At 41.9% G+C, this 25,633-nt stretch carries 29 protein-coding genes; 19 read left to right on the top strand and 10 right to left on the bottom strand.

Going from position 1 to position 25,633, the window contains the following annotated elements; genetic code table 11:
- Nucleotides 1-92: 92 nt before the first annotated feature.
- Entirely contained in the window at nucleotides 93-284 is a 192-nt protein-coding gene (locus BUB66_RS09530; RefSeq protein WP_073257938.1) for a hypothetical protein, read from the bottom strand.
- Nucleotides 285-461: 177 nt separating this feature from the next.
- Between BUB66_RS09530 and BUB66_RS09525 the strand changes: the two genes are divergently transcribed.
- From BUB66_RS09525 to BUB66_RS09510, 4 genes are read left to right on the top strand one after another with little or no spacing between them, the layout of a single operon-like run.
- On the top strand, nucleotides 462-686 hold the full coding sequence (locus BUB66_RS09525; RefSeq protein ID WP_084098973.1) for a type II toxin-antitoxin system HicA family toxin: 225 nt from the start codon (nucleotides 462-464) through the stop codon (nucleotides 684-686).
- 13 nt (nucleotides 687-699) lie between these two features.
- Complete coding sequence (locus BUB66_RS09520; protein ID WP_073257934.1) at nucleotides 700-915, top strand: type II toxin-antitoxin system HicB family antitoxin; 216 nt, start codon at nucleotides 700-702, stop codon at nucleotides 913-915.
- A gap of 44 nt (nucleotides 916-959) precedes the next feature.
- The gene (locus tag BUB66_RS09515; protein WP_073257932.1) at nucleotides 960-1,244 is read left to right on the top strand and encodes a UPF0175 family protein; all 285 of its coding nucleotides are present in this window, start codon (nucleotides 960-962) and stop codon (nucleotides 1,242-1,244) included.
- Nucleotides 1,241-1,492, top strand: a complete 252-nt coding sequence (locus BUB66_RS09510; protein WP_073257927.1) for a PIN domain-containing protein — start codon at nucleotides 1,241-1,243, stop codon at nucleotides 1,490-1,492. The genes BUB66_RS09515 and BUB66_RS09510 overlap by 4 nt, the downstream gene beginning before the upstream one ends.
- A gap of 609 nt (nucleotides 1,493-2,101) precedes the next feature.
- Here BUB66_RS09510 and BUB66_RS09505 read toward each other — a convergent pair.
- Nucleotides 2,102-3,517, bottom strand: a complete 1,416-nt coding sequence (locus BUB66_RS09505) for a glycosyltransferase family 2 protein (RefSeq protein ID WP_073257925.1) — start codon at nucleotides 3,515-3,517, stop codon at nucleotides 2,102-2,104.
- A gap of 292 nt (nucleotides 3,518-3,809) precedes the next feature.
- On the opposite strand from BUB66_RS09505, the gene BUB66_RS09500 reads away from it, so the two are divergent.
- The 7 genes from BUB66_RS09500 (at nucleotide 3,810) to rho (ending at nucleotide 11,394) form a co-directional block, all read left to right on the top strand.
- Nucleotides 3,810-4,520 (top strand): ABC transporter permease, encoded by a 711-nt coding sequence (locus tag BUB66_RS09500; protein ID WP_073257923.1) that lies wholly within the window; start codon nucleotides 3,810-3,812, stop codon nucleotides 4,518-4,520.
- Nucleotides 4,504-5,256: an ABC transporter ATP-binding protein gene (locus BUB66_RS09495; RefSeq protein WP_084098972.1), complete on the top strand. Its 753-nt coding sequence runs from the start codon at nucleotides 4,504-4,506 to the stop codon at nucleotides 5,254-5,256. Before BUB66_RS09500 ends, BUB66_RS09495 begins: the two co-directional genes overlap by 17 nt.
- A 104-nt stretch (nucleotides 5,257-5,360) precedes the next feature.
- Nucleotides 5,361-6,683 carry an S-layer homology domain-containing protein gene (locus BUB66_RS09490; protein ID WP_073257921.1) on the top strand — a complete coding sequence of 441 codons (1,323 nt, stop codon included), beginning with the start codon at nucleotides 5,361-5,363 and terminating at the stop codon, nucleotides 6,681-6,683.
- Nucleotides 6,684-6,808: 125 nt separating this feature from the next.
- On the top strand, nucleotides 6,809-8,668 hold the full coding sequence (locus tag BUB66_RS09485) for an S-layer homology domain-containing protein (protein WP_073257919.1): 1,860 nt from the start codon (nucleotides 6,809-6,811) through the stop codon (nucleotides 8,666-8,668).
- Between the two features lie 31 nt (nucleotides 8,669-8,699).
- Nucleotides 8,700-9,068 carry a response regulator gene (locus BUB66_RS09480; RefSeq protein WP_073257917.1) on the top strand — a complete coding sequence of 123 codons (369 nt, stop codon included), beginning with the start codon at nucleotides 8,700-8,702 and terminating at the stop codon, nucleotides 9,066-9,068.
- Between the two features lie 25 nt (nucleotides 9,069-9,093).
- The gene (locus tag BUB66_RS09475) at nucleotides 9,094-10,011 is read left to right on the top strand and encodes a sensor histidine kinase (protein WP_073257915.1); all 918 of its coding nucleotides are present in this window, start codon (nucleotides 9,094-9,096) and stop codon (nucleotides 10,009-10,011) included.
- Between the two features lie 117 nt (nucleotides 10,012-10,128).
- Nucleotides 10,129-11,394, top strand: a complete 1,266-nt coding sequence (gene rho, locus BUB66_RS09470; protein ID WP_073257913.1) for a transcription termination factor Rho — start codon at nucleotides 10,129-10,131, stop codon at nucleotides 11,392-11,394.
- A gap of 3 nt (nucleotides 11,395-11,397) precedes the next feature.
- Here the strand turns inward: rho and BUB66_RS09465 are convergent, their stop codons facing one another.
- Genes BUB66_RS09465 through BUB66_RS09455 form a run of 3 tightly spaced genes read right to left on the bottom strand, consistent with a single transcriptional unit; the run spans nucleotide 11,398 to nucleotide 12,629 of the window.
- Entirely contained in the window at nucleotides 11,398-11,724 is a 327-nt protein-coding gene (locus BUB66_RS09465; RefSeq protein ID WP_073257911.1) for a MazG-like family protein, read from the bottom strand.
- Nucleotides 11,696-12,181 (bottom strand): nucleoside recognition domain-containing protein, encoded by a 486-nt coding sequence (locus tag BUB66_RS09460; RefSeq protein ID WP_244269817.1) that lies wholly within the window; start codon nucleotides 12,179-12,181, stop codon nucleotides 11,696-11,698. Before BUB66_RS09460 ends, BUB66_RS09465 begins: the two co-directional genes overlap by 29 nt.
- A 10-nt stretch (nucleotides 12,182-12,191) precedes the next feature.
- Nucleotides 12,192-12,629, bottom strand: coding sequence for a nucleoside recognition domain-containing protein (locus BUB66_RS09455; protein WP_084098970.1), 438 nt, complete (start codon nucleotides 12,627-12,629; stop codon nucleotides 12,192-12,194).
- A gap of 283 nt (nucleotides 12,630-12,912) precedes the next feature.
- On the opposite strand from BUB66_RS09455, the gene BUB66_RS09450 reads away from it, so the two are divergent.
- From BUB66_RS09450 to BUB66_RS09425, 6 genes are all read left to right on the top strand, one after another.
- Nucleotides 12,913-14,526 carry a carbon starvation CstA family protein gene (locus tag BUB66_RS09450; protein WP_073257907.1) on the top strand — a complete coding sequence of 538 codons (1,614 nt, stop codon included), beginning with the start codon at nucleotides 12,913-12,915 and terminating at the stop codon, nucleotides 14,524-14,526.
- Nucleotides 14,527-14,595: 69 nt separating this feature from the next.
- A complete protein-coding gene (locus BUB66_RS09445) occupies nucleotides 14,596-15,099 on the top strand; it encodes a DUF8052 family protein (RefSeq protein ID WP_143156263.1) in 504 nt (167 codons plus the stop codon).
- Between the two features lie 84 nt (nucleotides 15,100-15,183).
- Nucleotides 15,184-16,914, top strand: coding sequence for a sensor histidine kinase (locus BUB66_RS09440; RefSeq protein WP_073257904.1), 1,731 nt, complete (start codon nucleotides 15,184-15,186; stop codon nucleotides 16,912-16,914).
- Nucleotides 16,886-17,650 carry a LytR/AlgR family response regulator transcription factor gene (locus tag BUB66_RS09435; protein WP_073257901.1) on the top strand — a complete coding sequence of 255 codons (765 nt, stop codon included), beginning with the start codon at nucleotides 16,886-16,888 and terminating at the stop codon, nucleotides 17,648-17,650. Before BUB66_RS09440 ends, BUB66_RS09435 begins: the two co-directional genes overlap by 29 nt.
- Nucleotides 17,651-17,794: 144 nt before the next feature.
- On the top strand, nucleotides 17,795-19,228 hold the full coding sequence (locus BUB66_RS09430) for a carbon starvation CstA family protein (RefSeq protein WP_073257897.1): 1,434 nt from the start codon (nucleotides 17,795-17,797) through the stop codon (nucleotides 19,226-19,228).
- Nucleotides 19,229-19,299: 71 nt separating this feature from the next.
- A complete protein-coding gene (locus BUB66_RS09425; protein WP_073257895.1) occupies nucleotides 19,300-19,488 on the top strand; it encodes a ferredoxin in 189 nt (62 codons plus the stop codon).
- 263 nt (nucleotides 19,489-19,751) lie between these two features.
- Here the strand turns inward: BUB66_RS09425 and BUB66_RS09420 are convergent, their stop codons facing one another.
- Complete coding sequence (locus tag BUB66_RS09420) at nucleotides 19,752-20,846, bottom strand: D-alanine--D-alanine ligase family protein (protein WP_073257893.1); 1,095 nt, start codon at nucleotides 20,844-20,846, stop codon at nucleotides 19,752-19,754.
- A gap of 410 nt (nucleotides 20,847-21,256) precedes the next feature.
- On the opposite strand from BUB66_RS09420, the gene BUB66_RS09415 reads away from it, so the two are divergent.
- Nucleotides 21,257-22,405: an iron-containing alcohol dehydrogenase gene (locus tag BUB66_RS09415; RefSeq protein ID WP_073257891.1), complete on the top strand. Its 1,149-nt coding sequence runs from the start codon at nucleotides 21,257-21,259 to the stop codon at nucleotides 22,403-22,405.
- Nucleotides 22,406-22,431: 26 nt separating this feature from the next.
- Here BUB66_RS09415 and BUB66_RS09410 read toward each other — a convergent pair whose 3' ends face one another.
- Genes BUB66_RS09410 through BUB66_RS09395 form a run of 4 tightly spaced genes read right to left on the bottom strand, consistent with a single transcriptional unit; the run spans nucleotide 22,432 to nucleotide 24,967 of the window.
- On the bottom strand, nucleotides 22,432-22,938 hold the full coding sequence (locus tag BUB66_RS09410) for a ferritin family protein (protein ID WP_073257889.1): 507 nt from the start codon (nucleotides 22,936-22,938) through the stop codon (nucleotides 22,432-22,434).
- Between the two features lie 51 nt (nucleotides 22,939-22,989).
- Nucleotides 22,990-23,148, bottom strand: a complete 159-nt coding sequence (gene rd, locus BUB66_RS09405; protein ID WP_073257887.1) for a rubredoxin — start codon at nucleotides 23,146-23,148, stop codon at nucleotides 22,990-22,992.
- A gap of 44 nt (nucleotides 23,149-23,192) precedes the next feature.
- Nucleotides 23,193-24,068, bottom strand: a complete 876-nt coding sequence (locus tag BUB66_RS09400) for a family 1 encapsulin nanocompartment shell protein (protein ID WP_084098969.1) — start codon at nucleotides 24,066-24,068, stop codon at nucleotides 23,193-23,195.
- Complete coding sequence (locus BUB66_RS09395) at nucleotides 24,065-24,967, bottom strand: ferritin-like domain-containing protein (RefSeq protein WP_073257885.1); 903 nt, start codon at nucleotides 24,965-24,967, stop codon at nucleotides 24,065-24,067. The genes BUB66_RS09400 and BUB66_RS09395 overlap by 4 nt, the downstream gene beginning before the upstream one ends.
- A gap of 95 nt (nucleotides 24,968-25,062) precedes the next feature.
- Between BUB66_RS09395 and BUB66_RS12655 the strand changes: the two genes are divergently transcribed.
- Entirely contained in the window at nucleotides 25,063-25,602 is a 540-nt protein-coding gene (locus BUB66_RS12655; protein ID WP_073257883.1) for a methylated-DNA--[protein]-cysteine S-methyltransferase, read from the top strand.
- The last annotated feature ends 31 nt before the right edge of the window (nucleotides 25,603-25,633 follow it).

Raw genomic sequence — 25,633 nt, 5'->3', positions numbered from 1 at the left:
CCCCGGCCCTGCATCGAGCCTCTAACGGGCTCCATGCAGAGCTAAAAATTAGGGCACCTCCGCTTGGGGCTTACGCCCTTGCAGAAGTGCCCTTATACAAAAGCGGTATAGAAAATAACAACAACCCCGGCCTCTGGCCGGGTATTAATTCGCCTCACGGCCCCGGCGATTATAACATCCCGGCGCGGGCTTGCGGCAAGGGGTTCGCTTTGCCGCGGTGAGCATAAACGGCCTCCGCCCCGTCCCTGGCGGTCCGGGTCCCCTCCAATTATCCCTCCCTGCACCCCTTGCCTCCCGCCCGGCCGGGACCTTCTTTGGTAGCCAATCCGTGAGGCGGCTCCCGGCAGGGACGGGGGTCGGGAGTGCCGGGCAATGAAAGGAGGTCAGGTGTGTGAAGGTAGTTTCAGCCGTAATAGAAAATTTTATCAATTGTGATATAATAAATTGAAAGGAGTATAACAATGGGTTTTGCCGTTAAACCGAAAGATCTAATAGATGCTCTTTGTAGAAATGGTTTCGTAATTGTTAGAATAAAGGGAAGTCATTACAAAGTAAGGAAAGGAGATAAAGCGGTTACAATTCCCTTTCATAATAAAGAATTAAAAACAGGGACTTTGCAGGCTATCTTAAAATCTCTAGGTATAACTAAAGAAGAACTTGTTAAAATGTTAAAAGACGAGAACTAAGGAGGAAAGTTTTATGAAAAAAGTTTTTACAGTATTACTTTATCCTCAAAAGGAAGGAGGATTTACAGCTATTTGCCCAGATTTAGATGGATGTATATCGGAAGGGGATACCTTGCAGGAAGCTTTGGAAAATATTAAAGAAGCTATAGAACTATGCCTTGAAGAAAAAAATGGTATGGAATCGAAAAGCGACGAATTGCCTTTGGTAACGTATGTGCAGGTCGGATAAATCTATTGAAGGAGAAAGGAAAATTGGTATTGGAGGTGAATATTATGGGCCTTGCCAGAATAGAGATAGAAGTTCCTAAAGAAGTGCTAAAATATATTAACTCTAAAGACAAGGACTTTCAGAAGAAAATAAGAGAGCTTATGGTTTATAACCTGGTGAAAGAAGAAAAAATATCTTTTGGCAAAGGTGCGGAATTACTAGGAATAGATAAAGTCACTTTTATAACTGATCTTGGGAAATTAGGAATACCTTATTTTGACCAAGATGTAGAAGAAGTTTTAAAAGAACTGGAGCAAATTAGGGAATCCGGTGGAGGCATAAACCAATGATCGCCATAAGCAATGCTACGCCTATCATTGCATTGGCTAAAATAAATCAATTAAGTATCATGAAAGCAATTTTTAGCGAAATCATTGTTCCTCAAGAGGTTTATAAAGAAATAACTTTAAAAGAAGAGCTTGATGAAGTAAAGCGTATAAAGGCAAGCGACTTTATAAAAGTTCAAAAAGTAAAAAATGAATACGCTGTAAAATTAATTAAGAAGTTAATGGGGAGCTTATGCAGCCCTGATAGATGACACGGGAGATCTGAATCTGAAGCTCGATGACCCGGTGACAATATCTGGTAAAAGGCCTATTCCTAAAGTTTGAATTTGAAATCGAAATAAGAATAGCCATAAAAAAGAAAGTAGCTTAAAAAAAGCTACAATCTCTTAAAACCACGATCTACCATTCTCCACACTTGCCTCATCGGCACCTCACTTATATTATACCTCTTTTAATTCGTATTTATCAATAGTTTTTAAAAAAAACTATCGTTAAGTACGGTTCGTGGAAAGGTGTCTTTCCGCCCAGTTTCCGCCCAAATTTTAATTTTGGGCGGAAAAATTGATGTTTTTTGCAAGAGGAAATTCCCCATTTTTGCAAAGATTTTTCCCCAGGCACCGGTGGGGAATTTTTATGTTAACTTATCAAAGCTGGGGACCGGAACCAGTAAATTGCGCCGGTGGTATCCGACTTTGTTTTCCACAATACTCTTTTCATGGCCACAAGCGGGGTTACAGAATACCGCTTTTATTATGCAATAAACATAAAAAGGCTATGAAATTCCAAATAGAAAACAGGTTGACTTCTAATTTGATTAAGTCGCAACAAAACCACCTGCAACTGCTGCAGGTGTTTTTGATCTATTTATACATCGTAAATCTGATATCCGGAACTTCCCGGGTGCGCGGAGTTTTGCACCATGTCCTCGGCTGGCGGTTTAGTGCACGCAAAATCAAAGCGTAAGAGTATGGTAGGGGAAGCAAGAAGCCAGCAAAGGGTAGTGCGAGAAGTTCCAATATTGCAAGGAGCTTTCTTAAAAGCCCCCTGTCTTTCATGTACCTCAAGTAGCGGAAATAGATGTAATATGTGAATCCCACGTAAATGAACAAAAAGGATTTCAGAAGATAATTTATGTATACTGGGATTGCAACGGGTTTTATCCATCCTTTTAAGCTCAGAAAAAATACTGTCGGCGGTATCAAAACGGCTAATTGGTACAAAACCCACTCTATTTCTCCCTTTAAAAGGAGGGTTTTAATAATGCGGTTCTTTTTGTAAGGATCATAAGTAAAAGCATTTTTAAATTTATCTACAACCTGAATATGGCCGGAAGCCCACCTTAAACGCTGTCGGAAAAAAGCTTTATAGGTTTGGGGTGTCTGTTCGGTGCTTACATACGGAAAATACTCCGGCCAAACATCGCGTTCTAAAAAGGCCCTTACGCCTATTTCCAGGTCTTCCGTAAGGGCGTTATAGTCAAATCCGCCTATTTCGCGAAGCAACTTCGACTCAATGAAAAGGTTCGTTCCGCCTACAAATGGAAGTTGTCTCATGAGCACGGGCAAATACCATTCATGGGCTAAAGCCTGGTAAAGAGATGCGATTTTTGTAATGGGGCTCAGGAAAAAGAAATTTCTGACTTGGAAAACCGGTCCCTGCCATACAAGGTTTCTCTTGTCTGAAATCAGCCACCTGTAAGCTATGTAAAGCAGTACGTCTAATTCAGGGTGGCTTTCGGCGTCGTAAAATCCGCAGATGTCGGAATTATTGTCTATGAAGGAAAGGCCGTAATTCAATGCTCTTCCCTTAGTAGAAGGAACTTCTTTTCCGGTCAAAGTTCCACCGTAATAGCCGTCGAAATCGTACGGCACGATTACATGTTTTAAGGAAGGGACGTTTTTTCTTTTTTTAAATTCCTGAATTTTTGCCTCCACCACCTGCTGGGTCGTTACGGAAGCGCCCTTTTGCAGTTCCTTTTCATCGGTTATAATTATTATCTCAAGTAAATTCGGTGGGTAATTTAACTTGGATAAATGTTCAATCGTTTGGCCGATTACTTCTGCCTCTTCCCGCGCGGGTACGAGGATGGAAAACATCGGAAGCTTTTTTTTCTTTTCCCTTGCTAATTTTTTCAATTCAAATAGCGTTATAGGCCGCCTTTTGCGCCAATAGTTTTTTCGCGCGTAGTTTTCCCAGAGAAAATAGCGCAGGAAAAGAAGAAAGAAGAAGACATACAGCCCTACAGTGCACAGGTATATCTTTTCTGGGAGCCCCATTTTATCCCCCCCTTTTTTATTGTCGCGTATTTATTTTCTAAAAAAACACCAAGATACATTATATACTTTAGGAGACTCAAAAGGAAGTGAATGACAGCACAAAAACCCCGTAACTTTTGCGCTTTTGAGCCGAAAACAAAAGCAAATGCCTTTTTTATGGTAGCACACCCTCAAATTTATGCGTTTTTTCCGTTTTTTTATTTTAAAAGAGGATAATCTACTTTTTTATAGAAAATATATAGAAAAGCATTATGTAAGAATAAGCACAACGCGAAAAAGCGAGGCGGTTTTTATGGATACAATAATTGAGGGTTTTAAAAAAGCAGTAGTTATGTTAATTACGTTGGATGCGGATATATACAGGATAACCTTATTTACATTGAAGGTATCAGGTCTTGCGACCTTAATAAGTCTTGCCATATCGCTGCCAGTCGCTTTTTTTATAGCAATTAAGGAGTTTCCGGGGAAAAATTTTTTAATAAGCCTTGCCAATCTCGGGATGGGACTTCCTCCTACTGTAGTTGGGCTGTGGGTATGTCTTTTGCTTTGGCGAAGCGGACCCTTGGGACAATTGCGCCTCATATATACACCTACTGCAATTGTCATTGCTCAGACAGTGATAGCTACGCCTGTGATACTGGCATTGGTTACAGCTGCATTGCAACAGGTGGACAAGAAATTGAGGTTGCATATAATGTCGTTGGGAGCTACTTCCCTGCAGATGCTTTTTTTGATGGCAAAGGAGGCAAGATACTCTATTTTGGCGGCGGTAATTGCGGGTTTCGGTGCTATTGTTTCAGAGGTAGGCGCTTCAATGATGGTAGGAGGAAACATCGCAGGGTACACAAGGGTTCTTACAACAGCTATAGTTCTTGAGACAAGCAGAGGCAATTTCGAAGGTGCTCTTGCGCTCAGTTTCGTATTGCTTTTGATGGCATACTTGGGCACTGTTGCATTAACTCATTTACAGCAGCGGAGGCATGAAGATGAATACGATAATTGAAGGAAAGGACATCATTGTGAGAATTAGGGGAAAAGAGTTGTTGAACGTAAAAAAGGTAGAATTGAAAAAAGGAGAAATTTTTGCGGTTATTGGTCCTAACGGGGCTGGGAAAAGTACTCTCCTCAAGGTAATGGCCCTACTTCAAATGCCTCAGCAAGGAGAGATTTATTTCAAAGGGGAGAAAATAAATCGAAAAGAACGGATAAGGATTAGGAGAAAAATGGCTGTTGTTTTTCAGGAGCCGCTGTTTCTCAATGATACGGTTGTTGAAAATATAGCTTTGGGCTTGAGAATACGGGGCATAAAACATCGAGAGGCTATGGAGAGGGCAAAATATTGGCTGGAAAGGTTTAAGGTCGAAAAGCTAAGCAATAGATGGGCAAGGGCCCTTTCAGGAGGCGAAGCTCAAAGGGTTAGCCTTGCTAGAGCATTTGCATTTGAGCCGGAAGTGTTATTTTTAGATGAACCTTTTTCAAATCTTGATGTATTTATAAGGGAGTCGCTTAAAGCTGACTTTTTTGAAGTATTAAAGACGACGGGGATAACTACATTTTTTATAACCCACGACCTTGAAGAGGTAATGCTGTTTGCGAACAGGGTTATGGTGCTCATGGGCGGAAAAGTGGCGCAAGAAGGATCTCCCCAAGAGTTATTAGAAAATCCTACAACGGATGAACTTAAAAGGTATATCCAGGCATGGGAAAGATTTAAATTTAAAATGTTACACATGGTTTAAAATATTGTTACATTATTATTACAAATTGAATTTAACCCGAAAAGGAAAATGCCTCCTGACGTATTTATATAAATGTAAAAATACTTGAAGGGGGCATTGACATAATGAAAAGATTTATTGCGGGGTTGCTAATAATGATTTTGCTGGTATCGTTGTCGGCCCCGGTGGCTCAAGCAAAACAAAGCGGTTTTAAAGATGTGGGGAAAGAATGGGACTGGGCCAGGTTTTCTATCGAAAAGATGTATGCAAAAGGAATAGTAAAGGGGTACCCGGGCGGTTGGTTCAAACCGAAAAATTCGGTCACCCATCTGGAAACAATAATAATGGCTTTAAGGATTATGGGATGGGAAGGGGAAATAGACAATAAAGCTAAATTGCCCGAATATATTGCCAGATTAAAATTGCCGTGGAAAGATGCTTACTATTACCTGAACCTGGCGGTAAAAAAGGGGATAATAAAGCCGGAGGAAATTAAAAACCTTCGTCCCAATGAGCCCGTAAAAAGATACGAAATTGCTAAATATATCGTCCGGGCTATTGGAAGAGAAGACGAGGCAAAGCAGCACATGAACGAAAAGCTCCCTTTCAAAGATGTTAAAGCTATACCTGATAATGCTGTTGGGTATGTTTACTTAATGGTAAAGTTAGGGCTGATTAAAGGGTATCCCGGTCATGTTTTCCAGCCAAATAAACCTATAAGCAGGGCAGAAATGGCGGTAATAATAAACAGCTTGGACGAACTCCTGGAAGAAGATGAAAAGAAGGAAGCCGTCTTCGTGGTCGTTTTGGTAGATCGGGATGACATGACAATTACTGTTAGTAAAGAAGAGAAAACAGCTACTTATGATTTAAAAGAAGACGTACCAGTTTATATTAACGGCAAATACAGCGATATTGAAAAGATTGGCCCCGGTGATGAAGTGAAACTCATGTTTAATGAAGAAGGCAAAGTGGTGTTCATCCAGGTTATAAGCAAGAAGATTACCTCCATGGCCAAAGGAATATTGGTGGGTGTAGATGAAAGGAAACAAACCGTAAGTCTGTTAACATACGAGAAAGTAGAAAAAGGTTACGTCGGTATGTTAAAAGAAAGCGATATAGAAGGGTGGCACTTGGAACTGGAGACCAAGTATGAAAGGTTTGTGCTGGTGGGAGATACAAGCCGCCTCGAGAACTATGTCGGCGAAAAAGTAGTAATTTTAGGCGAAATAAAAGAGGGTGCTTCCATATATATGAGAGGTCCGCTTTTGGAGGTAGATGAATGGTTTGTGGTTACCGATAATAATACTTTAACCTATGAAGTTACCGGCGAAACTTATATCGAAATTGGAGAAAGACAGGCAGAACTTTCGGACCTGAAAGAAGGATCGTATGTCGAACTTGGGGCACAAAAAGACAAGGTAATCAGTATTAAAGTGATAAAATAAGGCATAAAAAATGGGGAATCGGAAAAAAGGGCGATAAAATCGCCCTTTTTTCTTCAAAAGAAGGAATTACTTGGTTTTTGTAGAATATATAGACAAAAGGAAAAAAATGAAAGGAGATGGAATCAGTGAAACCATTTAACCGGGCCCTAAAGCTTTATGCGGCCTTCCTTTTGATTTTCTTGACAATAATGAACCTTTTCAATATAAATCAAGTTTTTGCATCTGTGCCAAATTTTTCCGACGTACTTCAAGAAAGATATGAATGGGCAAGGCCTTACGTGGAGAAAATGGCTCTATTGGGTGTAATCACCGGAAGAAGCCCGAATGTTTTTGCACCGGATGACCCGGTAAAGCGTGTTGAATTTATTGCCATGATAGTGAGACTTATGGGATTGGAAGATTATGCAAAAAACAAAACTCTTCCTTCTGATTTTCCGAATGTTAATTTGATTCCGCTGTGGGCCCGGAGTTATATAGCTGTGGCCCTCGAAAAGGGTATAATATCAGACGATGATTACGCCAATTTTAGACCCGAAGAGGCCACGAAAAGGTATGAAGCGGCAGTTTTTGCGATAAGGGCGTTAGGCCTTGAAAATGAGGCTCAGTCGATAAAAAACATAAACCTTGCCTTTAAAGACACTTATGAAATACCGCTAGGGGCTAGAAAATACGTTCAGCTTGCGGTGGAAAAGAAAATACTATCAGGTTTTGAAGATGGGAGCTTCCGACCAAAAGAAAACATAAACCGCGCACAAGCTGCCAAAGTCTTGAACCAAATAGCCGAATATATAGATATATCCGGAAAAATGACAACCGCTAGGGCTGAAAATATAAAGACAGATTTTTTAAATTACATAGAAGTGAAGCTGGCAGACGGCGTTCTTAGGACTTATCTTGTCGGAAGCGACTGCAAGGTGTACAGCAAAGATCAACAAGGTGCGTTGAAAAAAATAGCGCTGAAGGATATTTTGCCGGGAACAAAATTGAGAATAATAGCGGATGGCAATAGTGCGAACTACATAGAAGCTTTTATGGATGATGTTCAACCAACGACTTTCAAAACTGTATCTGGCATATTAAAATCTGTAATCACCGGGTATGTAGTTGTTGAAAACGAAGAAACGAAAAATAACGAAACTTACCAGGTGGATGCATCGGCAAGAGTTGTAAAAGATGGGAAAAATTCGTCGATCTCGCAGCTTACGCCGGGTGATATGGTGACTTTAATGCTTTATGGCGAAAAAGTCTTTAGCATTGAGTCAGAAAGTGCCCAGAAAAAGGTGAGTGGTTCAGTTAAAAGCATAAGTTTTCTTTCGAAAAATCCTGTAATAACGCTAGAGCTTGGTGATGGAAGTGTCGGAGATTTCGAAGTAAGAGAAGATGCACAAGTCAAGAGAGACGGCAAGAGTGTGGAATTAAAGAGCATAAAAAACCAGGACGAAGTCGTCCTATACGTTGAATACCAGAAAGTTACGAAAATAGAGGCTAAAAGCACCAAGCGGAGTGTCAGCGGAGTGGTCAAGGGAATCTCGATTTCTGATGTTTTGAAAATTACTGTTACCGATGATGAAGGAGTGGATCACACCTTTACGGTGACTCAGGACTCAAGGATTACAAAGGATAAAAAGACAATAACTATTTTCGAAGTCAAGCCCGGTTTTTATGTAGAATTAGAAGCGGAAGGCGATGAAATATTAAAGATGGAAGTGACGGCAAGGCAGCTTCTAAATGTGGTGCGCGGGACTGCGAGGTACGTACATATAGATGCCAGAGTCATCGTGGTGGAGTTCAAAAATGAGCAGGGCAAGGTTATTACCTTAGAAATTCATTTTAAAGACGATACCGTCTTTTTAAAGGGCAACAAGGAAATAAGCGTCAAAAAAATTGCCGATTATATAGAAGAAGGAGACGAGGTTATTGCAGCAGGAAGGTACGAACGGGGAATTTTTTATGCAGATGTGGTAATAGATCTTGTGACGTCTTAGATGGACAATGTAGCAATTGGGGTGCATCATAATGGAGCAAAAAAGCAGAATCCTAGTTGTAGATGACCAGCTATGGGTAAGAAGGATGCTCCTTGAAGCCCTTCAATTTCAAGGGTATGAGGTCTTCGGGGCGTCCTCCGGTTTTGAAGCACTCAAGCTTGCTGCCGAAAAAAAGCCGGATTTAGCGATTATAGACATGGCAATACCCGGCATGGATGGAGTTACTCTTTTATCAATGTTAAGAGAAATAAATTTAAATTTGCGGGGAATCATGATCTCAGGAGACGGCGAAAAAAAATCTGTTAAGAAGGCTTTAGAAGGAGGAGCTTTTGCATATCTGGTCAAACCCTTTGACATTTCGAGTCTTGAAAACCTGATAAAGAAAGCATTGACATCTTGAGACTCGCATCGAGAGGAGAATACTAATGAGCTTGCGCCATTCATATGTCTTCGAGGACTTGTTTACAGACAAAAGTTATAAACTCTCTGAAGACCCTGCGATATATATAAAAGAAGGCAGTCACACCGTAGTTTTGGAAAACAATTTCCAGAATGAGAAAACGGGATGCCGTACTTTTAACGTGAATACGGCAATAGTACGAAACGAACAAGGGGTTTTGGGGGTCATTGTATATTGTGAAGGTGAAGGCAAGTCCGAAGACGATAAAGCTACTTCTGAGAGTCTGTCGGTCATAGGTGAGTTAGCAGCCAGCGCCGTTCATGAAATAAAAAATCCCCTTTTTTCTATTCGCGGTTTTTTACAAATATTAGACAACACGCTTTCAGAAAGCGATAAGCGCAAGGAATATGTAAAGATAATGATTTCTGAAGTGGACAGGCTCGAAAGCCTGACAAAGGATTTTCTGATGCTTGCCAAAATAAAAAGCGATTCTAAGGAATTGGTGTGGGTTTGCGAATTGATAAAGGAAGTCATAGAACTCTACAAAAGCAGCTTTGAAAAGAAGAAAATCCGATTTAGATTGTATATGAATGATGAATCTATATTTTTATGGGCCGATAGGGACCAACTGGAGCAAGTCTTTATAAACTTGATTCAAAATGCTTTTGAAGCTGTAGAAGAAGGCGGAAGTATCGATATAATAGTTTCGAAATTAAACGAAAAAGTCAAAGTTGAAGTTAAAGATAACGGGCGGGGAATAGGCCCCGAAGTAAAAGATAAAATTTTCAGTCCTTTTTTTACTACTAAGAAAAACGGCACAGGATTAGGCTTATTTATTTCCAAGAGAATTGTAGAAAACTACGGAGGAAATATTTATTTCAATTCTGCCCAAGAGGAGGGTACCACCTTTGTCGTTGAATTTCCTATTGGGAAAGACCATTGATGACCGATTAAATCTTTGATATAATGTAAACCTGTCCGAATAATTTTGCGTTCTCCGCCGCACAATTAACGGAGAAATATTTTTTTATTTATTTAAAGGCGATAAGAAGGTGAGAGATTGCTTGCACAGGAACTAGAAAAGAAGACCATAACACAGCTTCAAGAAATAGCAAAGGAAAAAAAGATTCCCGGATACTACAAATACAGGAAGAAGGAGCTTATAGTAAAGATAATAGAAGCTATGGCGGCCGAGTCGGGAGAGAGCATAGCCGAAGGAGTTCTCGAGGTAATGCCGGACGGATATGGTTTTTTGAGGATAGAAAATTACCTTCCTTCCGATGAAGACATATACGTCTCGCCTTCACAAATCCGACGATTCCACCTGCGCACAGGGGATTTAGTCAGGGGAAGAATTAGGCCTCCGAAAGAGGGCGAAAAATACAGAGCCCTTCTGCAGGTCCACGAGGTAAATGGCCTAGATCCGGAACACGCCGTTGGAAGGTTTCACTTCGATTCGTTGACACCCATTTTCCCAGAACCTAGGCTAACACTAGAACATGACCCTGAAGACCTTTCTACCAGGATAATCGATATAATTTCTCCTATTGGAAAGGGACAGAGAGCTCTCATAGTTTCCCCGCCTAAGGCGGGTAAAACCATGATGTTAAAAAATATTGCCAAGGCCCTTTCGAAAAATCACCCGGACCTGGAACTTATAGTACTTTTGATAGACGAAAGGCCAGAAGAAGTAACCGATATGAGGCGTTCTGTCGATGGCGATGTGGTGAGTTCGACTTTCGATGAACCGCCGGAAAATCACCTGCGGGTTGCCGATATGGTGCTAGAACGCGCTCAGAGGCTCGTGGAAAGTAAAAAAGATGTAGTTATTCTGCTGGATAGCATAACGCGCCTTGCGAGAGCCAACAACCTGGTGGTGCCGCCGACGGGGAGGACGTTGTCCGGTGGATTGGACCCCAGTGCACTCCATAAGCCCAAGCGGTTTTTCGGAGCTGCTCGCAATATAGAAGAAGGCGGGAGCCTCACCATAATCGCTACAGCCCTGGTAGAAACAGGAAGCCGCATGGATGACGTCATTTACGAAGAATTCAAGGGAACCGGCAACATGGAAATTCATCTAGACAGAAAATTAGCGGAGCGTAGAATTTATCCAGCTATAGACATAAAGAGGTCCGGCACCCGCCGCGAGGAATTGCTTCTTTCTAAAGAAGAGCTGGAAGCCGTTTGGGTGCTCAGGAAAGCTCTTGCCTCAATGGATACCGTTGAAGCAGCCAGCACCCTTATAAACAGATTGAAAAAAACTCGCACCAACAGAGAATTTTTAGAAAATCTAGCCTTAATGATTAACGAATTGCATTTGACTTAAAAGTCACTTGAGGTATCCTTTAGCCTTTAGCTTTTCTATGTGTTGCTTTAATTTTTCCTCCAGGTCTATATTGTAATTTTCTTCCAGGACAAACATCATTGACACTGCTACTTGAGCCACATCCAAAAGTTCCCTTGCCATCCTATCGACCACTTCTTTTTCGTCCATCTTTATATTTTCTCCGCTCTTTGCCCTGAACTTGCCTATGGCCTGTGCAAGTTCGCCGGCTTCTTCCATAAGTTTCAGCGCCGTCGATTCGAGGGTAGGGGTAAGGCCGTTTAGTTTCGGAAGGCTTATTACCTTAAATTCGTTCTTTTGTTGTGAGTTCATTAGTTTCACCTCTTTCCAGGGCTTTTAGGAATTTCGAGGCCAGAAAAGTAAACAATGCTGCAACGGCAAGGCGGGTAGAGAGCAAAAGTACTGCGCTTACTCCGAGAGCAGCAAAAATTGCCGTGTCTTCGAAGACCGCGTGAGCCGCCACGAGAAAGTAAGTTATAAGATAAAGGTCTTTTTTTGGCAATTTGTTTTCCCTGGCGGCTTTGAATATTATCCCCGCCCCGTAAGAGAGCCCTATAATTATTCCTATTACCAGTGGAAATGCAGACTCTTTTTTCATTCCAAATATCCGGACTACCGGTGAAAACCAGTCGGCGATACGGTCAAGAAGCCCCATGTCTTTTAGGATTTCCATTGCTAACATTATCGGTATTACAATGATGGAAATCTGCTTTATTGATTGTATAGAACCGATTGTGGCCTCTTTTAAAGCATCAATCAAATAAGACACCCCTTTTATTTCATAGTAAAATGCTAAATGCCAGTCCTGATATGACAGAAAGGACTACCCTTACGGATATTACGCTTACGGCTGAAAGGCCTATTTTTTTTGCAAGTGCGGTTTCAACCGGCAGGCTGTGGCAGAATGAAAGCATTATGGCCAATATAGCTATTTCTTTCAAGGAAAGAGATAAGGATACTATTGCTCCTATCGCCGCGTAAAGGTTTACCAGATTGCCGAGTACCAGCACCAGTGCAGCTTCTCCCGGTAGGCCAAAGAACCCCATAAACGGTGCGAAGACTTTTGCTATTATGCCGAGGACGGGAGTATGCTTCAAGAAAGTGACGATGAAATAAATGGGAATCATCACCTTTGCAAGCTGGAACGTAACGTCTATTCCAGATTTCAGCCCGCGCTTTAGAGTATCTAAAGTGATGGACCCGGTTTGTAAAGCCAAGGCTTTTCCCTCCGTTCAATTAAACTCACAGAAAAATTATAGCATAGAATTGAGTTGATTATATAAAGAAATGAGGTTTTACCGTTTGAAGTTCAAATATGACCGAATAGGGCTAAATTTTAGCCACATAACGGAAATTATGACATAAAAAAGATATTTTAAACTATAATAATATTTAAAAAAGAAAAGAAATAGCAATGGCTTGCGAGGAGGTGAGTGACTTAATATAGTACAAAACGGCAGATTTAATAATTAATTCAAGTTTCCATAAGGAGGCGGACTTATGAATTCCCTGGTTCTCCTAATAGTAGGGGCTGTTTTATTTCTTTTTGCTTACGCGAGTTACGGGGCTTACTTAGCAAGAAAGTGGGGGATTGACCCTACGAGAAAGACACCTGCCCATGAGATGTACGACGGGGTAGATTACGTCCCGACTAACCGATATGTCCTTTTAGGACACCACTTTGCGTCGATTGCTGGGGCAGGGCCGATAGCGGGACCAATACAGGCCGCTATATTCGGTTGGCTCCCAGTTTTACTTTGGATACTTCTCGGTACTATATTTGTCGGAGGAGTTCATGACTTTGGTTCACTCTTGGCATCGATAAGGCATAGGGGAAAATCTATAGGAGAAATAATTGAAGCTAATATTGGAACGACGGGGAAAAAACTTTTCAATATATTTGCTTGGCTAACACTCGTTTTAGTTGTGGCAGCATTCACAAGCATTACTGCAGATGCTTTCACTGCCACTCCTGCAGCAGGGACTGCATCTTTGTTTTTTATAATTATAGCGATACTTTTTGGAGAATTGGTCTATCGTAGGAATGTAAACCTTGCTGTTTCTACAATGGCAGGTGTAGCACTAATATTTTTATCCGTATGGTTAGGATACAGATATCCGTTCATGAAGTTTGATAAGACTACATGGCAATATATATTACTCGTTTACATCTTTTTTGCATCTGTGCTTCCGGTGTGGTTTTTATTACAACCGAGGGATTACCTAAATTCTTTTCTCCTGTATGCGATGCTTATAGGAGGTACACTCGGAATAATCCTAATGCATCCACCTTTAAAACTTGAAGCATTTAAAGGTTTTAGTGTGGCGACCAGCTCAGGAGTCCAATACCTATTCCCAATGGTTTTCGTCACTGTTGCATGTGGAGCGTGTTCAGGATTCCATTCGCTTGTGGGTTCTGGAACGACCGCCAAACAAATTTATTCCGAGAGTGATGCCCGTTTTGTAGGTTATGGCGCAATGCTAATAGAAGGGTTTTTGGCTATAATAGCATTGATTTCGGTGGCTTACGTATCAAAGGCTGAAGGAAGCCCTGCCACCGTTTTTGCTAGCGGTATTGCAAAATTTATGACTACTTTTGGCATTCCCGAAGATTTTGGGAAAGTATTTGTTACATTGGCCTTTACTGCGTTTGCTCTCACCAGCCTTGATACAGCTACGAGATTGGGAAGATATATATTTCAGGAGTACTTTGAGACAAAAGGTGAAGAAGAAAATCCGCTGTCAAATAAGTACATTGCTACTATTGTGACGATTTTCGGCGCGTACATTCTTTTGGCTTATGGATATCAGAAAATATGGCCGATCTTTGGTTCTGCTAATCAGCTTCTTTCAGCGTTGGCGCTGCTTGCACTGACAGCATGGTTTGTGAGAACAGGGAAAAATCCGCTAATGACCTTACTTCCTATGATTTGGATGTTTGCTGTGACGCTCTCTGCTACTTTGCTCTTGATGAAGAACTTTTACAAGACTGGAAATTACATCCTGGTTTTGCTATCGATTGCATTGTTCATGCTGGCGTTAGTACTCATCTATGTAACTTACAATACGCTAAAAACGGCAGGGAAAAGCGGAAAAACTACTTTTGTAAAATAGGATTAATTAAAAGGTTAAGAGGTGGATTTATTCCACCTCTTTCGACTTTTGGAAAAGGGGAGCGATTTAATGGAAGCACAAGGATATCTGGAATTGCTATGGGACAGATTGAGAGCTCACTTTGATATAGAAAGGGAAAAAGTAGTTTCTGGATATGCTATGGACATATTTGCCAAGTGCCATATAAAGCACCTTTGGACTTTTTTAACTCCTTACGATGTGATAGATTCTTACGAGATCAATGAATATTTTGTGGTGAAGGTTTTTGAACAGTTGAGCCTAGAGGAAATTGTATTTTTTGATTCATTATTAAAACAAAAGGTTATGAAAGATTATGTTCGAGCTAAGGACGGCCACAAATGCAGCACAATAAATGGCGTTATAATAGCAACAAATGGCATATCGGACGAAATCGAAAAATATGTCCGCTCTTACTCTTACGAGAAAAGCTATCTATTTTCGTTGAGGGGATGGTGCCGGATAAATCTTGCTGCGGTGGATTTAAAAAATGGCAATGTGATTTTGAGCAAAAAAGGGAGGAACTTGGAAAAGCTGCTAAAGCTCCAACTTTAAAAAAGAAGGCATTAATGTTATCATTAAAATAGGAGACAAATATAACGTTTATACTACGTAGAAAAGGCTTGGGAGTTGAAACCCGTGATATATTCTATTCTTATTGGACTTGCTAACAGGTTGGGGCTCTTTATTGTTATAGCATACTTACTTTCGAAGAATAAGGTTTTCAAAAATCTGATATTGAAGCAGGAAGTGTCGGTGCTCGACAAGATTCTCCTTGCGGTAATATTCGGGGCTTTTGGCATCTTAGGAACTTATATGGGCATCCCTGTGTACGGGGCTATTGCAAACTCAAGAGCTGTAGGAGTGATAATAGGGGGGCTTTTAGGTGGTCCTTTTGTGGGTTTTTTGTCGGGGTTAATAGCGGGCTTTCACCGTTGGGTTATAGATATAGGTGGTTTTACCGCTTTCGCCTGTGGCCTTTCCACTTTTACCGAAGGAACCATAGCAGGGATGTTGCACGTAAAGCTGAAAAGAGGCAAAATTAACTGGAAGGTTGCCTTAGTAGTCGGTATGGCACTTGAACTTCTGCAGATGGCAATAATACTTCTGGTAGCAAAACCCTTTTGGGCTGCACTAGAACTTGTAAGGGTTATATGGTTTCCGATGACTACGGTCAACGCCATCGGCATCGCTATATTCATAGCGCTGGTAGAAAATATTTTTAGTGAGCAGGAAAAAGCGGGGGCTTACCAGGCTCAACTGGCACTAGATATAGCGTCTGAAACTCTTCCATATCTGAGACAGGGTTTAAGTGAGTTTTCAGCGTATAAAACTGCGAAGATCATTTACGAAAAGGCAAATTACGATGCTGTAGCCATTACCGACGACAAAAAAATTCTAGCTCACATCGGTGCAGGCGAAGACCATCATAAAGCAGGACTTAGTATCCAGACCCAGGCTACAAGGAAAGTATTGGCCACCGGAGAATTTCAGGTGGCATCCTGCAAAGAAGATATTGAGTGTTATCATGGAGAATGTAACTTGAAATCTGCAGTAATAGTGCCTCTTATAGAGAAGGACCGTGTCATAGGTTGTCTTAAACTTTATAGGACCAGGGAAAACAGTATAACTAGTGTAGACATTAGGCTGGCTGAAGGGCTTGCCCAGTTATTTTCCACTCAGCTTGAGCTTTCCAGGATGGAACACCAGGCGAGGTTATTGGCAAAGGCCGAACTCAGGGCTTTGCAATCCCAGATAAACCCTCACTTCCTTTTTAACGCCTTAAACACTATAATATCTGTATGCCGCAGAGATCCGGAGAAGGCAAGGAGACTTCTTGTGCACCTGGGTGAATTTTTTAGAAAAAACTTGAGCACGGGAAGAGAAACGGTGACCCTAAAACAGGAAATAGAACACGTAAAGGCATATCTTGCCATTGAACAAGCAAGATTTGGTGACAGGCTCAAAGTAGTTTTTGATTTAGAGCCATTTAGCGATATCATGGTGCCTCCGCTAATCCTACAACCTCTAGTAGAAAACGCGGTAAAACATGGGATTTTCCCTAAAAGGGAAGGCGGCACGGTGGTTATACAGGCAAAAAGCGTGAACGGTGGAGTAGAACTAACTGTGGCCGACGATGGAGTGGGCTTCGATGAAGCGACGATTAAGGAAATCTTGGATAAAGAAGGGCCTACAGACAGAATAGGACTTTTTAACGTAAACCGGCGCCTGGAAAACCTCTACGGACCGCAAAGCCGATTGTATATAACGTCCAAACCTATGCTGGGAACTATAGTTAAGTTTTTTATACCGATGGCCGAAGGCAAGTGGGGTGAGGCCGATGGAGCTTACAGCACTGCTAGTAGATGATGAAGGCCCGGCGAGGGATGAGCTTCGATACCTCCTTGAAGCATATCCAGAAATAAAAGTAGTGGGTGAAGCATCATCAGGGCAGGATGCAGTCGAAAAAACAGTTGAACTTAACCCTGACGTGGTTTTCCTAGATATTAAACTCTGGGATATGGACGGATTTGAAGTTGCCAGGCGAATTTTCGAAGAAGGCAGGTCGCCCTTGATTATTTTTGCTACTGCTTATGACGAATATGCTGTGAAGGCTTTTGAGATTAACGCGGTCGATTACATTTTAAAGCCATTCTCGCAGGAGAGGCTGGAAAAAGCTATAGAGAGAGTTCTAACACTATTTAAGAATGAAAAGAAAAAAGAAGAAGTGCTAAAAATAGCCGAGTATATAAAAGCAAACGAAAGGCCTTTGTGCAATAAGCTTCCCTTCTGGAAAAAAGATAGGATCTACCTTGTTTGTCCGGAAGATATTTGCTATTGTGTTGCCGATGAAAAGGGAAGCGTGGTAAAGACTAGACTCGGGGAATTTAACACGACCTATACTCTTACCGAGTTGGAAGAGAAAATAAACAGCCCTAATTTTTTCAGGGTTCACAAGAGTTATCTTGTAAATCTTGATAAAGTCAAGGAGATAATACCCTGGTTTAACGGAACTTTTATCCTTTCAATTCAGGGGTATGAAAAGGATGAGGTTCCCGTAAGCCGACGTCAGGCTAAAGAACTGCGAAAAATGTTCGATATTTAAGCATTAAAACCGTTAACCCCCTCGGAATTGCCAGAGGGGGATTAATTTTTGCTTTTTAGTCGAAAAATCCCCCGTAAGTCGAATTTTTGCTCTAAAATTTTAGGTGAACAGACATTTTATCAAAATGGTGAGGAGGGAAGGAGTTTGATAACTTTTTTTGCATCCATTGTAATTTTGATTCTTGGCTACGTTGTCTACGGTACTATTGTAGAAAAGGTATTTGGAGCTGACGAAAAGAGAAAGACCCCGTGTTATACCAAAGCCGACGGTGTGGACTATGTACCGATGGACAAATACAGAAACAGCCTCATCCAGCTTTTGAATATTGCAGGTTTGGGTCCCATCTACGGTGCTATTTCCGGTGCTCTATGGGGTCCTGTAGCATTCCTTTGGATAGTATTTGGCGGCATTTTCGCCGGTGCGGTTCACGATTATCTTTCTGGTATGCTCTCTATAAGGAACAACGGAGCAAGTGTTCCCGAACTAGTAGGCAAGTATTTGGGAAGTAAAGCAAAATTGTTTGTAAATGCTTTTGCTGTTGTGCTTTTGGTATTGGTAGGAGTGGTTTTTGTAAACGGCCCTGCAGGACTATTAGCAATTCTAACTCCGGAAGTTTTAACAAAGAGCGTCTGGGTGTGGATAATTTTTGCCTATTATTTCTTAGCCACTGTATTGCCGGTGGATAAAATCATAGGGAGGATATATCCGATTTTCGGTGCAATCCTCATAATAATGGCTTTGGGCATCGGAGGTTCCTTAGTATTTCAAGGGTATGAAATCCCGGAGCTTACGCTTCAAAATCTTCATCCAAAAGGAGCGCCGATATGGCCGCTGCTTTTCATAACCATAGCTTGCGGAGCAATAAGCGGGTTCCACTGCACACAGTCGCCTATAGTAGCTCGATGTGTTAAAAATGAAAAAGAGGGCAGGTTAATTTTTTACGGAATGATGATTTGCGAGTCAATAATAGCTCTTATCTGGGCTGCAGCAGCCATGAGCTTTTACGGCGGCACCGCAAAGCTAGGGCAGGTGCTTTCATCACCTGCTGGGCCTTCGGCGGTTGTGAAAGAAACAGCCTTTGCGATGATGGGAGCAGTAGGCGGTGTCCTTGCAATCCTTGGAGTAGTAGTTCTGCCCATTACTTCTGGAGATACTGCCTTCAGGGCAGCAAGACTCACCATAGCAGAAATGATAAATTTGAGTCAAAAAAGTATTGCTAATCGATATAAGATAGCTGTTCCGCTGTTTGTGGTAGGAGCCGTACTTTCTCAGATTGACTTCCAGATTGTATGGAGGTACTTTGCTTGGTCCAACCAGACACTTGCAATGATAATGCTGTGGGTCGGAGCAGTTTATCTAGCTAAAGAAGGCAGCTTCCACTGGATAGCCAGTTTACCGGCAGCCTTTATGACAGCGGTTAGTGTGACGTATATACTTCAGGCTCCTGAAGGCTTGAGGCTTTCCACTACAATCTCCTATCCCGTGGGAGTCGCTGCTGCAGTTTTGGCTTTAGGATATTTCCTTTTAAAAACAAAGCAGGAAACGGCAGGGCAACAACTTCAGGGACAAAAAATTTAAAAAAACCTTTGCATAACACCAGGTCGGTGTGGTAAAATATACAGAGAAATCTAATGGAGGAGGTATTTTCCTTGAAAGTTTACGTTGATCAGGACCTGTGCATAAGCTGCGGGCTTTGCATCGACACCTGCCCCGATGTGTTTAGTTGGAACGATGATGGAAAAGCTCAAGCCATTGATTCGGAAGTTCCGGCTGATGCCGAAAACGAAGCAAGGGAAGCGCTAGAGAACTGCCCTAGCGAAGCTATAAAAGAAGAGTAAATAAAAAAATTTTAAAAGCATGGTGTTATTGATTTATTTATTGATAATTTAGGTTCAAAAACAGAACCAGGCCTTTATGGCCTGGTTTTTTGCCGTATGATATCAAAAAGTGACATCTAGATTTTGTGAACATTAGAAATTGGGCGCATGTGTCTGGTGGCGCAATGAGGCCATCGATTCGATAAAATTTTTTATATTTCCCGGGCAATTTTTTGTTTTCGACGGAAAAACCCATTTTTTATAGATACATGTGAAACGTTAAATCATAACGTAAGCTTTAGTTCCTGCTTTTTTTGATGTCTTTCTATAGCAAGCTCTATCAGCCTATCAATGAGCTCTTTGTACGGTAGGCCCGAGGCCTCCCACATCTTGGGGTACATGCTTATTTTTGTAAATCCCGGAATCGTATTTACCTCGTTTATATAGGCTACACCTGTGATCTTGCTCAGTAAAAAGTCCACCCTTGCCATGCCCGAACAGTCCAGAGCCTTAAAGGCCTTTACGGCGAGGTCTTGAATTTTTTCTGTTTCTTCGGTAGACAAGGGGGCAGGTATTAAGAGTTTTGATTTTCCGCCGTCAAAGTATTTGGCGGTGTAACTGTAGAACTCCTCGCTGGGTATGATTTCACCTGGTAAGGATGCTTTTGGGTCATCATTTCCCAAGACCGAGCATTCGATTTCCCTTGCGTGGATAAATCTTTCGACGAGCAGCTTTCTGTCGAATTCTGCGGCCAACATAATTGCCTTTTTGAGTTCTTCGCGGTCATGGGCTTTGCTTACTCCCACGCTGGAGCCTAAGTTTGCTGGCTTTACAAAGCATGGGTACCCGAAGGATTGTTCAACTTCCATTACTATGTCCGAAAGTCCATGGGGGAGGTCCTTTTTGTAAAAGACCTTGAAATCCACCACCGGTAGGCCTTCCTGTTTCAAGATTTTTTTCGTGAAAACTTTATCCATACATACTGCTGAAGAACCGACACCGCAACTCACGTAAGGTATGTTCATGAGCTCGAAAAGGCCCTGGACGGTTCCATCTTCGCCCCGTGGGCCGTGGAGGACGGGGAATATTACGTCAAAATAATATCTCGTTTCGACGCCGTTATTTAGGGCAATTGCACACTTGAATCCAGTGTCTGGGGGAAGAAAGACAGGTATTGCTTCATGTATCCAACTTCCATCCCTAATCTTTGATATATTTCCGAAATACACATGCCAGCGGCCGTCCTTTGTTATTCCGATGGGAATAATGTCATATTTTGATTTGTCCATTACATTTATTATCGAAAATGCTGACATCAGCGATACTTCGTGCTCCCCTGACTGCCCGCCGAAAACAACGCCTACTTTTAATTTTTCCATAAAAACACTCCCCTTTTATTTTCGATAAGCCAAGCAAGGCACTTTTACTAATATTTTATTTCTCATGCTCTGGTAAAATTAAAAGGTTCAAAAAAGATTATAACAAAATGTAAGGCTAATATATAGTTCCCATAAGTTATTTTTTCCGCGAAAAATTCCGAATCAATGTAAGTTATGATATAATCATATTGGGCTTTATTGTGGTTCAATTTGGCTTTTAGTGAGAATGCCGGGTTAATTATTCAGGGGAGTAGGCAGACCGGTTAAGGCATAAGTACCTGCTTTTTTGGCAGGGGCAGAAGGCTTCCCAAATACCGCCTGCTGGGGCAGGGAAGCCATAAAAGGCGGTAAAAAATACCCCAGCCGCCTAAACCGAGCGGTTAGTTCGGTTTAGATGACCACGTTTTAGTATGGATTTTGGCTTCTTTCTACCTACAAAAATATTGTTTGGCAGAGGTAAAATAAGTGAAGCAGGCTTTTATGCAAAAGAATTGGGCAAGAGAGCTTTAATAGTTACAGGTAAATCGAGCGCCAAGAAAACTGGTAGCTTCGAAAAACTTACAAAAAGCCTTGAAGATCATGGTATCGAATGGATTTTGTTCGACAAAGTTAAATACAACCCCCTTACCACCGATATAGATGAAGGGGGAGTTTTTGCGCGGGAAAACAAGGTAGACCTTGTTATTGGATTGGGCGGCGGTACAGCTATGGATACTGCAAAAGGTATTGCCTTTGCCGCACTCAACAGTGGACCTATGGCAGATTACATGGAAGGCAAATCCGGAGAAAAGGCTTTGCCCATAATCCTTATACCCACCACTGCAGGTACCGGAAGCGAGGCTAACAACATAGCAGTTATGACAAATCCTAATACAATGGCAAAGAAAGGTTTCAGAAGTCCTGCGATTTTTGCTAAGGTCTCCATAGTGGACCCGGAGCTTATGGATTCACTGCCCCCTAAAATCGCAGCGTCAACGGGAATAGACGCGTTTTTCCACGCGCTAGAGTCCTATATAAGTTTGAGAAGCAATCCTCTGACTGAGAGCATATCTTTGAAAGCCATGGAGCTGATCTGCGAGAATATTAAAAAAGCGGTTTACGAACCCGATAAAGAAAGCCGGGACAAAATGGCCGTTGCAAGCACATTAGCCGGCATATCCTTGGGCCAGGCGGGAGTTTGCGCGCTCCATGCTATGGAACACCCCCTTAGCAGCTTTTTCGATGTACACCACGGTGAAGGGTTGGCGCCCCTTGCAAGAGCTTTTTTGAACTTCGTAAAACCCCATGCTATCGAAAAGCTTTCAAAGGTAGCGGATGTCATGAAAATAAATACGGCCGGTTTTACTGAAGAGCAAAAGGCAAAAGAGGCGATAAATGCCATAGTCGAAATGATAAATGATTTAGGTCTTCCAAACAGCATTTCGAGCTTCGGGGTGAAGAAGGAAGATATACAAAAGTTGACTTCGAACGTCAAAAATTACATGGCACACAACCTATCGGCAACACCGGGGGAGCTTACTTTTGAAGACATAGTGAGAATTTATGAGGAATCTTTGTGAAAAAAGGAGGCTTTTAAGGCCTCCTTTTAAGTATTCATCCAGTTCCACACCTTGCTTTCCTCTTCGGAATACCAGACTTCAGTGCCTGTTAGGAACCGGTACACATTGTCTAGAGAATTTAGATGTTCCAGTTCCTCTTTCATGAGGGCTTCGAAAAACTTCTTTTCCTCCTCCGATTTAGCTTCTATGTGAAATTTCTTGTACATTTCGTATCCTCTTTTTTCCATTTCCATAGCCAGCTTGTATCCTTCTATGTGGTCTAAGGGTATCTTTCTTTGGCAGTCTTCAAGCTGTGAAAATAGAGCCTTCAGTTCTTCTTCTAAGAGTGCTGTGTTTGATTTGAACTCTTTTACCGAATCAAAATTATTAGAAGCAAAAAGGCTCTTGATAATTTCCTCATGGACTTTTTCCTGTTGAGCTAATGATTCGAAAAGCCTTTTTGCCAGGGGATTTATGATCTGTTTGGAAATTTTCATATAATATTCGTAGCCTTCTTGTTCGAATTTTAGGGCTTTTTCCAGAATTTCTTTCATCGCTTTCCCTCCAATGTCTGCAAATTAAGGCCCCTATTTGGGGCCTTAAAATTATTCTTCCTCGAACATATCCTTTCCCACACCGCAGACCGGGCATGTCCAGTCTTCAGGCAGGTTTTCGAAAGGGGTACCCGCTTCTATGCCGTTTTCCGGGTCTCCTTTTTCCGGGTCATATATGTAACCGCATACAGTGCAAACCCATTTTTCCATAAGCAAATGACCTCCTTTAAAAAAGTTAAACTGCTCTAAACTTCTCACTCTATCGTGCATATTGCAGCCGGGACTTTAATCCTCGGCATGACGAGTTCAAATACCCTAAAGTAATGATTCATTTTCGATGTCTCTAGGAATGCTAAGGTGATATCTTGCGCCACTGCTAAATCCACGTACTCAGCATCGATTGAGATGAGTACCGCCTTATCACCCTTAATAACAGGAGATTTATATATGCATTCAGTAACAGCCTTTCTTACCAGGTCTATCTCTAAATATTGGGTGTTTTTGTAGGGCTTAAGTAATTTCGAATACAGCTTCGGGCTTAACACTAAGGCGTAAGGCTCGCGGAAGCCCTTGGCCGAAAGGGTTTCTGCCGCTTTGAGTATGTCCTCATAAGCAGAGACTTCTTCATCCCAATTTCCGATTTTGATGAAAGACCTCCCCTGTGCCGTGAGGAGTCCTTCTATGCCGAATTGAGGACTACCATTGAATATGAGGTCGTCTTCCATTTCTGCGACGAAAGCGGCGCTCATTGCGGCTGCAGTCGTGTCCATAGGGAGTCCTTGTGCAGCATAAGTTTCCAGGTCACGCCATTCGATTTTAAAGTCCTTATATATCATCGGAATCTGCTTTATTTGCCTTGAGGGAGAATATAATGTACCTTCGTCCCCGTCGCCCACAAAGTCTACCACCGCTTTAAAGTCTCCCGCATAAGCCTTAAAGTCGAGGTATTGAACTCCCGCTCCCAGGGGCCCGTAGAGGCTTAGGAACCTCCTGCCTATCAAATGCTTCTTTGCCGTCTCTACAACGACTTTCTCCATGCTTTCCCATTGCTCTTCGGTAAGGGGTGATTGAGAGCGATTTAAATAATCAGCCATAATTTTTCGCGGAATTTCCGCGCTTCCTCCCTTCACTTTTCTTTATCTTTCAATTCTTTTAGACTTCCTACGGTAAACTTTTTACCGGAAGCCTTCTCGAGTTTCTCCAGCATTTTTTTGAGAGAAAAGGCATGATAATTTTCATGTTCGAGGGCTAGTTCAAAAATCTCTTTTACTTCTCCATCTCTGATCTTTTCCCTTGCCTCCGAAAATTTCCTTATAGCTTCCTCTTCTAGAGAAAGGTTGCTTTTTGCTGCATCTTCAGGAGCTGTTTTTACTTCGCCAACCTTGTGTTCGAGCAACGGCTGGTAGCCTCTTTCGGCTAAAGCTTCTGCAAACCAGCCGAAATGTTTCATCTCGTCGATGGAAAAATCTTCGTACTCATCGCTGCCGCCAGTGGTAAAATAATGGTACAGATATTGAAGTAGAGAAGTATATTCGTGCTCAAGAGCTTGCTGAAGCAGAGCAGCTTCGTGGGCGCCCAATGCAGGACCCTCGCTCGGGCCGCTGGGGTTGTCAGATTCTGCGCTAGCTTTTGACTCCAGTTCTTCGAGGAGCTTCTCGAATTCAGTGCGATGGGACCTTTCGTCGGCAATTATCCTGTCTATGAGGGCTATAAGCTCTTTATCGTCGGTCATGGCTTTGTGATCTATGTATTGGCTTATGGCATCGATTTCTGCCTTTATATCTGCTTCAATCAGGGACTTAAGTGTGCCGGTGCTGACCAGTGAAGACCTCTCTATAGCGGGTTTTTGCCCGTGTTTGACCAGCCATTCGTTGAGCCACTTAAAATGACGCATTTCATCCCTTGCTATAGACTCTAATTTTCCTCTGATCTCCTCGTCGGGGGTGGAGTAAGCATGGTACAGGTACTGAATTATAGCGGCATGCTCGTCGGCTATATCTTTCCTGACAGCTTCGAAGATTTCCGTCACCTTTATCCTCCTTTCCTGGCTATTAATTAGTAATAGTAATATATCATATTTAATAAAATTTAACAACATTTAAAACAAAGATTGAGGTGAAGAAAATGGTATACATAGGAAGAGTAAAAACTCCGCTTGGCATATTTATAATAGCATCGAACGAAAAAGGAATTATAAAACTGAGCCTGCCGGGCGAAAGAGAAACCGACTTTTTGGGAGAATTAGAAAGATTATACGGGAAATTATACATTTTAGATGAGGACGATTTATACAGTCCCATAAATAAAAGGCTAAAAGAAGAGCTTTTGGAGTATCTCGGTGGAAGGCGGAAAAATTTTACCGTACCCCTTGACTTAAAAGGGACTACATTTCAAAAGAGGGTTTGGGACGAATTGCTTAAAATACCCTATGGGAAAGTTAAAAGTTACGGTCAAATTGCAAGGGAGTTGGGCAAGCCCGGAGCCGCAAGGGCCGTTGGTTTGGCCAATAACAGAAATCCTGTGCCCATCTTGGTGCCGTGTCACAGGGTGGTGGGCAGCGATGGCTCTCTAGTGGGCTATGGCGGAGGGCTTGAATTCAAGAAATTTCTTTTAAAGCTAGAAGGAGTAAGGTTTTCGGGGGAAAGGTGTATTATGGAATATTAAATTAAAATGCTAGGAAAGGAGGAGGACAATT

It is taken from the genome of Caldanaerovirga acetigignens (assembly GCF_900142995.1).
GTDB classification, from domain to species: Bacteria; Bacillota; Thermosediminibacteria; order Thermosediminibacterales; family Thermosediminibacteraceae; genus Fervidicola; species Fervidicola acetigignens.
The sequence above is the reverse complement of the archived record's forward strand: the minus strand, read 5'-3'. Positions and strand labels throughout refer to the sequence as shown.

Bases quoted from the DNA above. Each gene is read 5' to 3' on its own strand.
- BUB66_RS09480 (WP_073257917.1), top strand. From the start codon at position 8,700: ATGGAGCAAAAAAGCAGAATCCTAGTTGTAGATGACCAGCTATGGGTA.
- BUB66_RS09495 (WP_084098972.1), top strand. From the start codon at position 4,504: ATGAATACGATAATTGAAGGAAAGGACATCATTGTGAGAATTAGGGGA.
- BUB66_RS09500 (WP_073257923.1), top strand. From the start codon at position 3,810: ATGGATACAATAATTGAGGGTTTTAAAAAAGCAGTAGTTATGTTAATT.
- BUB66_RS09450 (WP_073257907.1), top strand. From the start codon at position 12,913: ATGAATTCCCTGGTTCTCCTAATAGTAGGGGCTGTTTTATTTCTTTTT.
- BUB66_RS09445 (WP_143156263.1), top strand. From the start codon at position 14,596: ATGGAAGCACAAGGATATCTGGAATTGCTATGGGACAGATTGAGAGCT.
- BUB66_RS09520 (WP_073257934.1), top strand. From the start codon at position 700: ATGAAAAAAGTTTTTACAGTATTACTTTATCCTCAAAAGGAAGGAGGA.
- BUB66_RS09465 (WP_073257911.1), bottom strand. From the start codon at position 11,724: ATGAACTCACAACAAAAGAACGAATTTAAGGTAATAAGCCTTCCGAAA.
- BUB66_RS09515 (WP_073257932.1), top strand. From the start codon at position 960: ATGGGCCTTGCCAGAATAGAGATAGAAGTTCCTAAAGAAGTGCTAAAA.
- BUB66_RS09505 (WP_073257925.1), bottom strand. From the start codon at position 3,517: ATGGGGCTCCCAGAAAAGATATACCTGTGCACTGTAGGGCTGTATGTC.
- BUB66_RS09415 (WP_073257891.1), top strand. From the start codon at position 21,257: ATGGATTTTGGCTTCTTTCTACCTACAAAAATATTGTTTGGCAGAGGT.
- BUB66_RS09490 (WP_073257921.1), top strand. From the start codon at position 5,361: ATGAAAAGATTTATTGCGGGGTTGCTAATAATGATTTTGCTGGTATCG.
- BUB66_RS09420 (WP_073257893.1), bottom strand. From the start codon at position 20,846: ATGGAAAAATTAAAAGTAGGCGTTGTTTTCGGCGGGCAGTCAGGGGAG.
- BUB66_RS09435 (WP_073257901.1), top strand. From the start codon at position 16,886: ATGGAGCTTACAGCACTGCTAGTAGATGATGAAGGCCCGGCGAGGGAT.
- BUB66_RS09410 (WP_073257889.1), bottom strand. From the start codon at position 22,938: ATGAAAGAAATTCTGGAAAAAGCCCTAAAATTCGAACAAGAAGGCTAC.
- BUB66_RS09510 (WP_073257927.1), top strand. From the start codon at position 1,241: ATGATCGCCATAAGCAATGCTACGCCTATCATTGCATTGGCTAAAATA.
- rd (WP_073257887.1), bottom strand. From the start codon at position 23,148: ATGGAAAAATGGGTTTGCACTGTATGCGGTTACATATATGACCCGGAA.
- BUB66_RS09525 (WP_084098973.1), top strand. From the start codon at position 462: ATGGGTTTTGCCGTTAAACCGAAAGATCTAATAGATGCTCTTTGTAGA.
- BUB66_RS12655 (WP_073257883.1), top strand. From the start codon at position 25,063: ATGGTATACATAGGAAGAGTAAAAACTCCGCTTGGCATATTTATAATA.
- BUB66_RS09475 (WP_073257915.1), top strand. From the start codon at position 9,094: ATGAGCTTGCGCCATTCATATGTCTTCGAGGACTTGTTTACAGACAAA.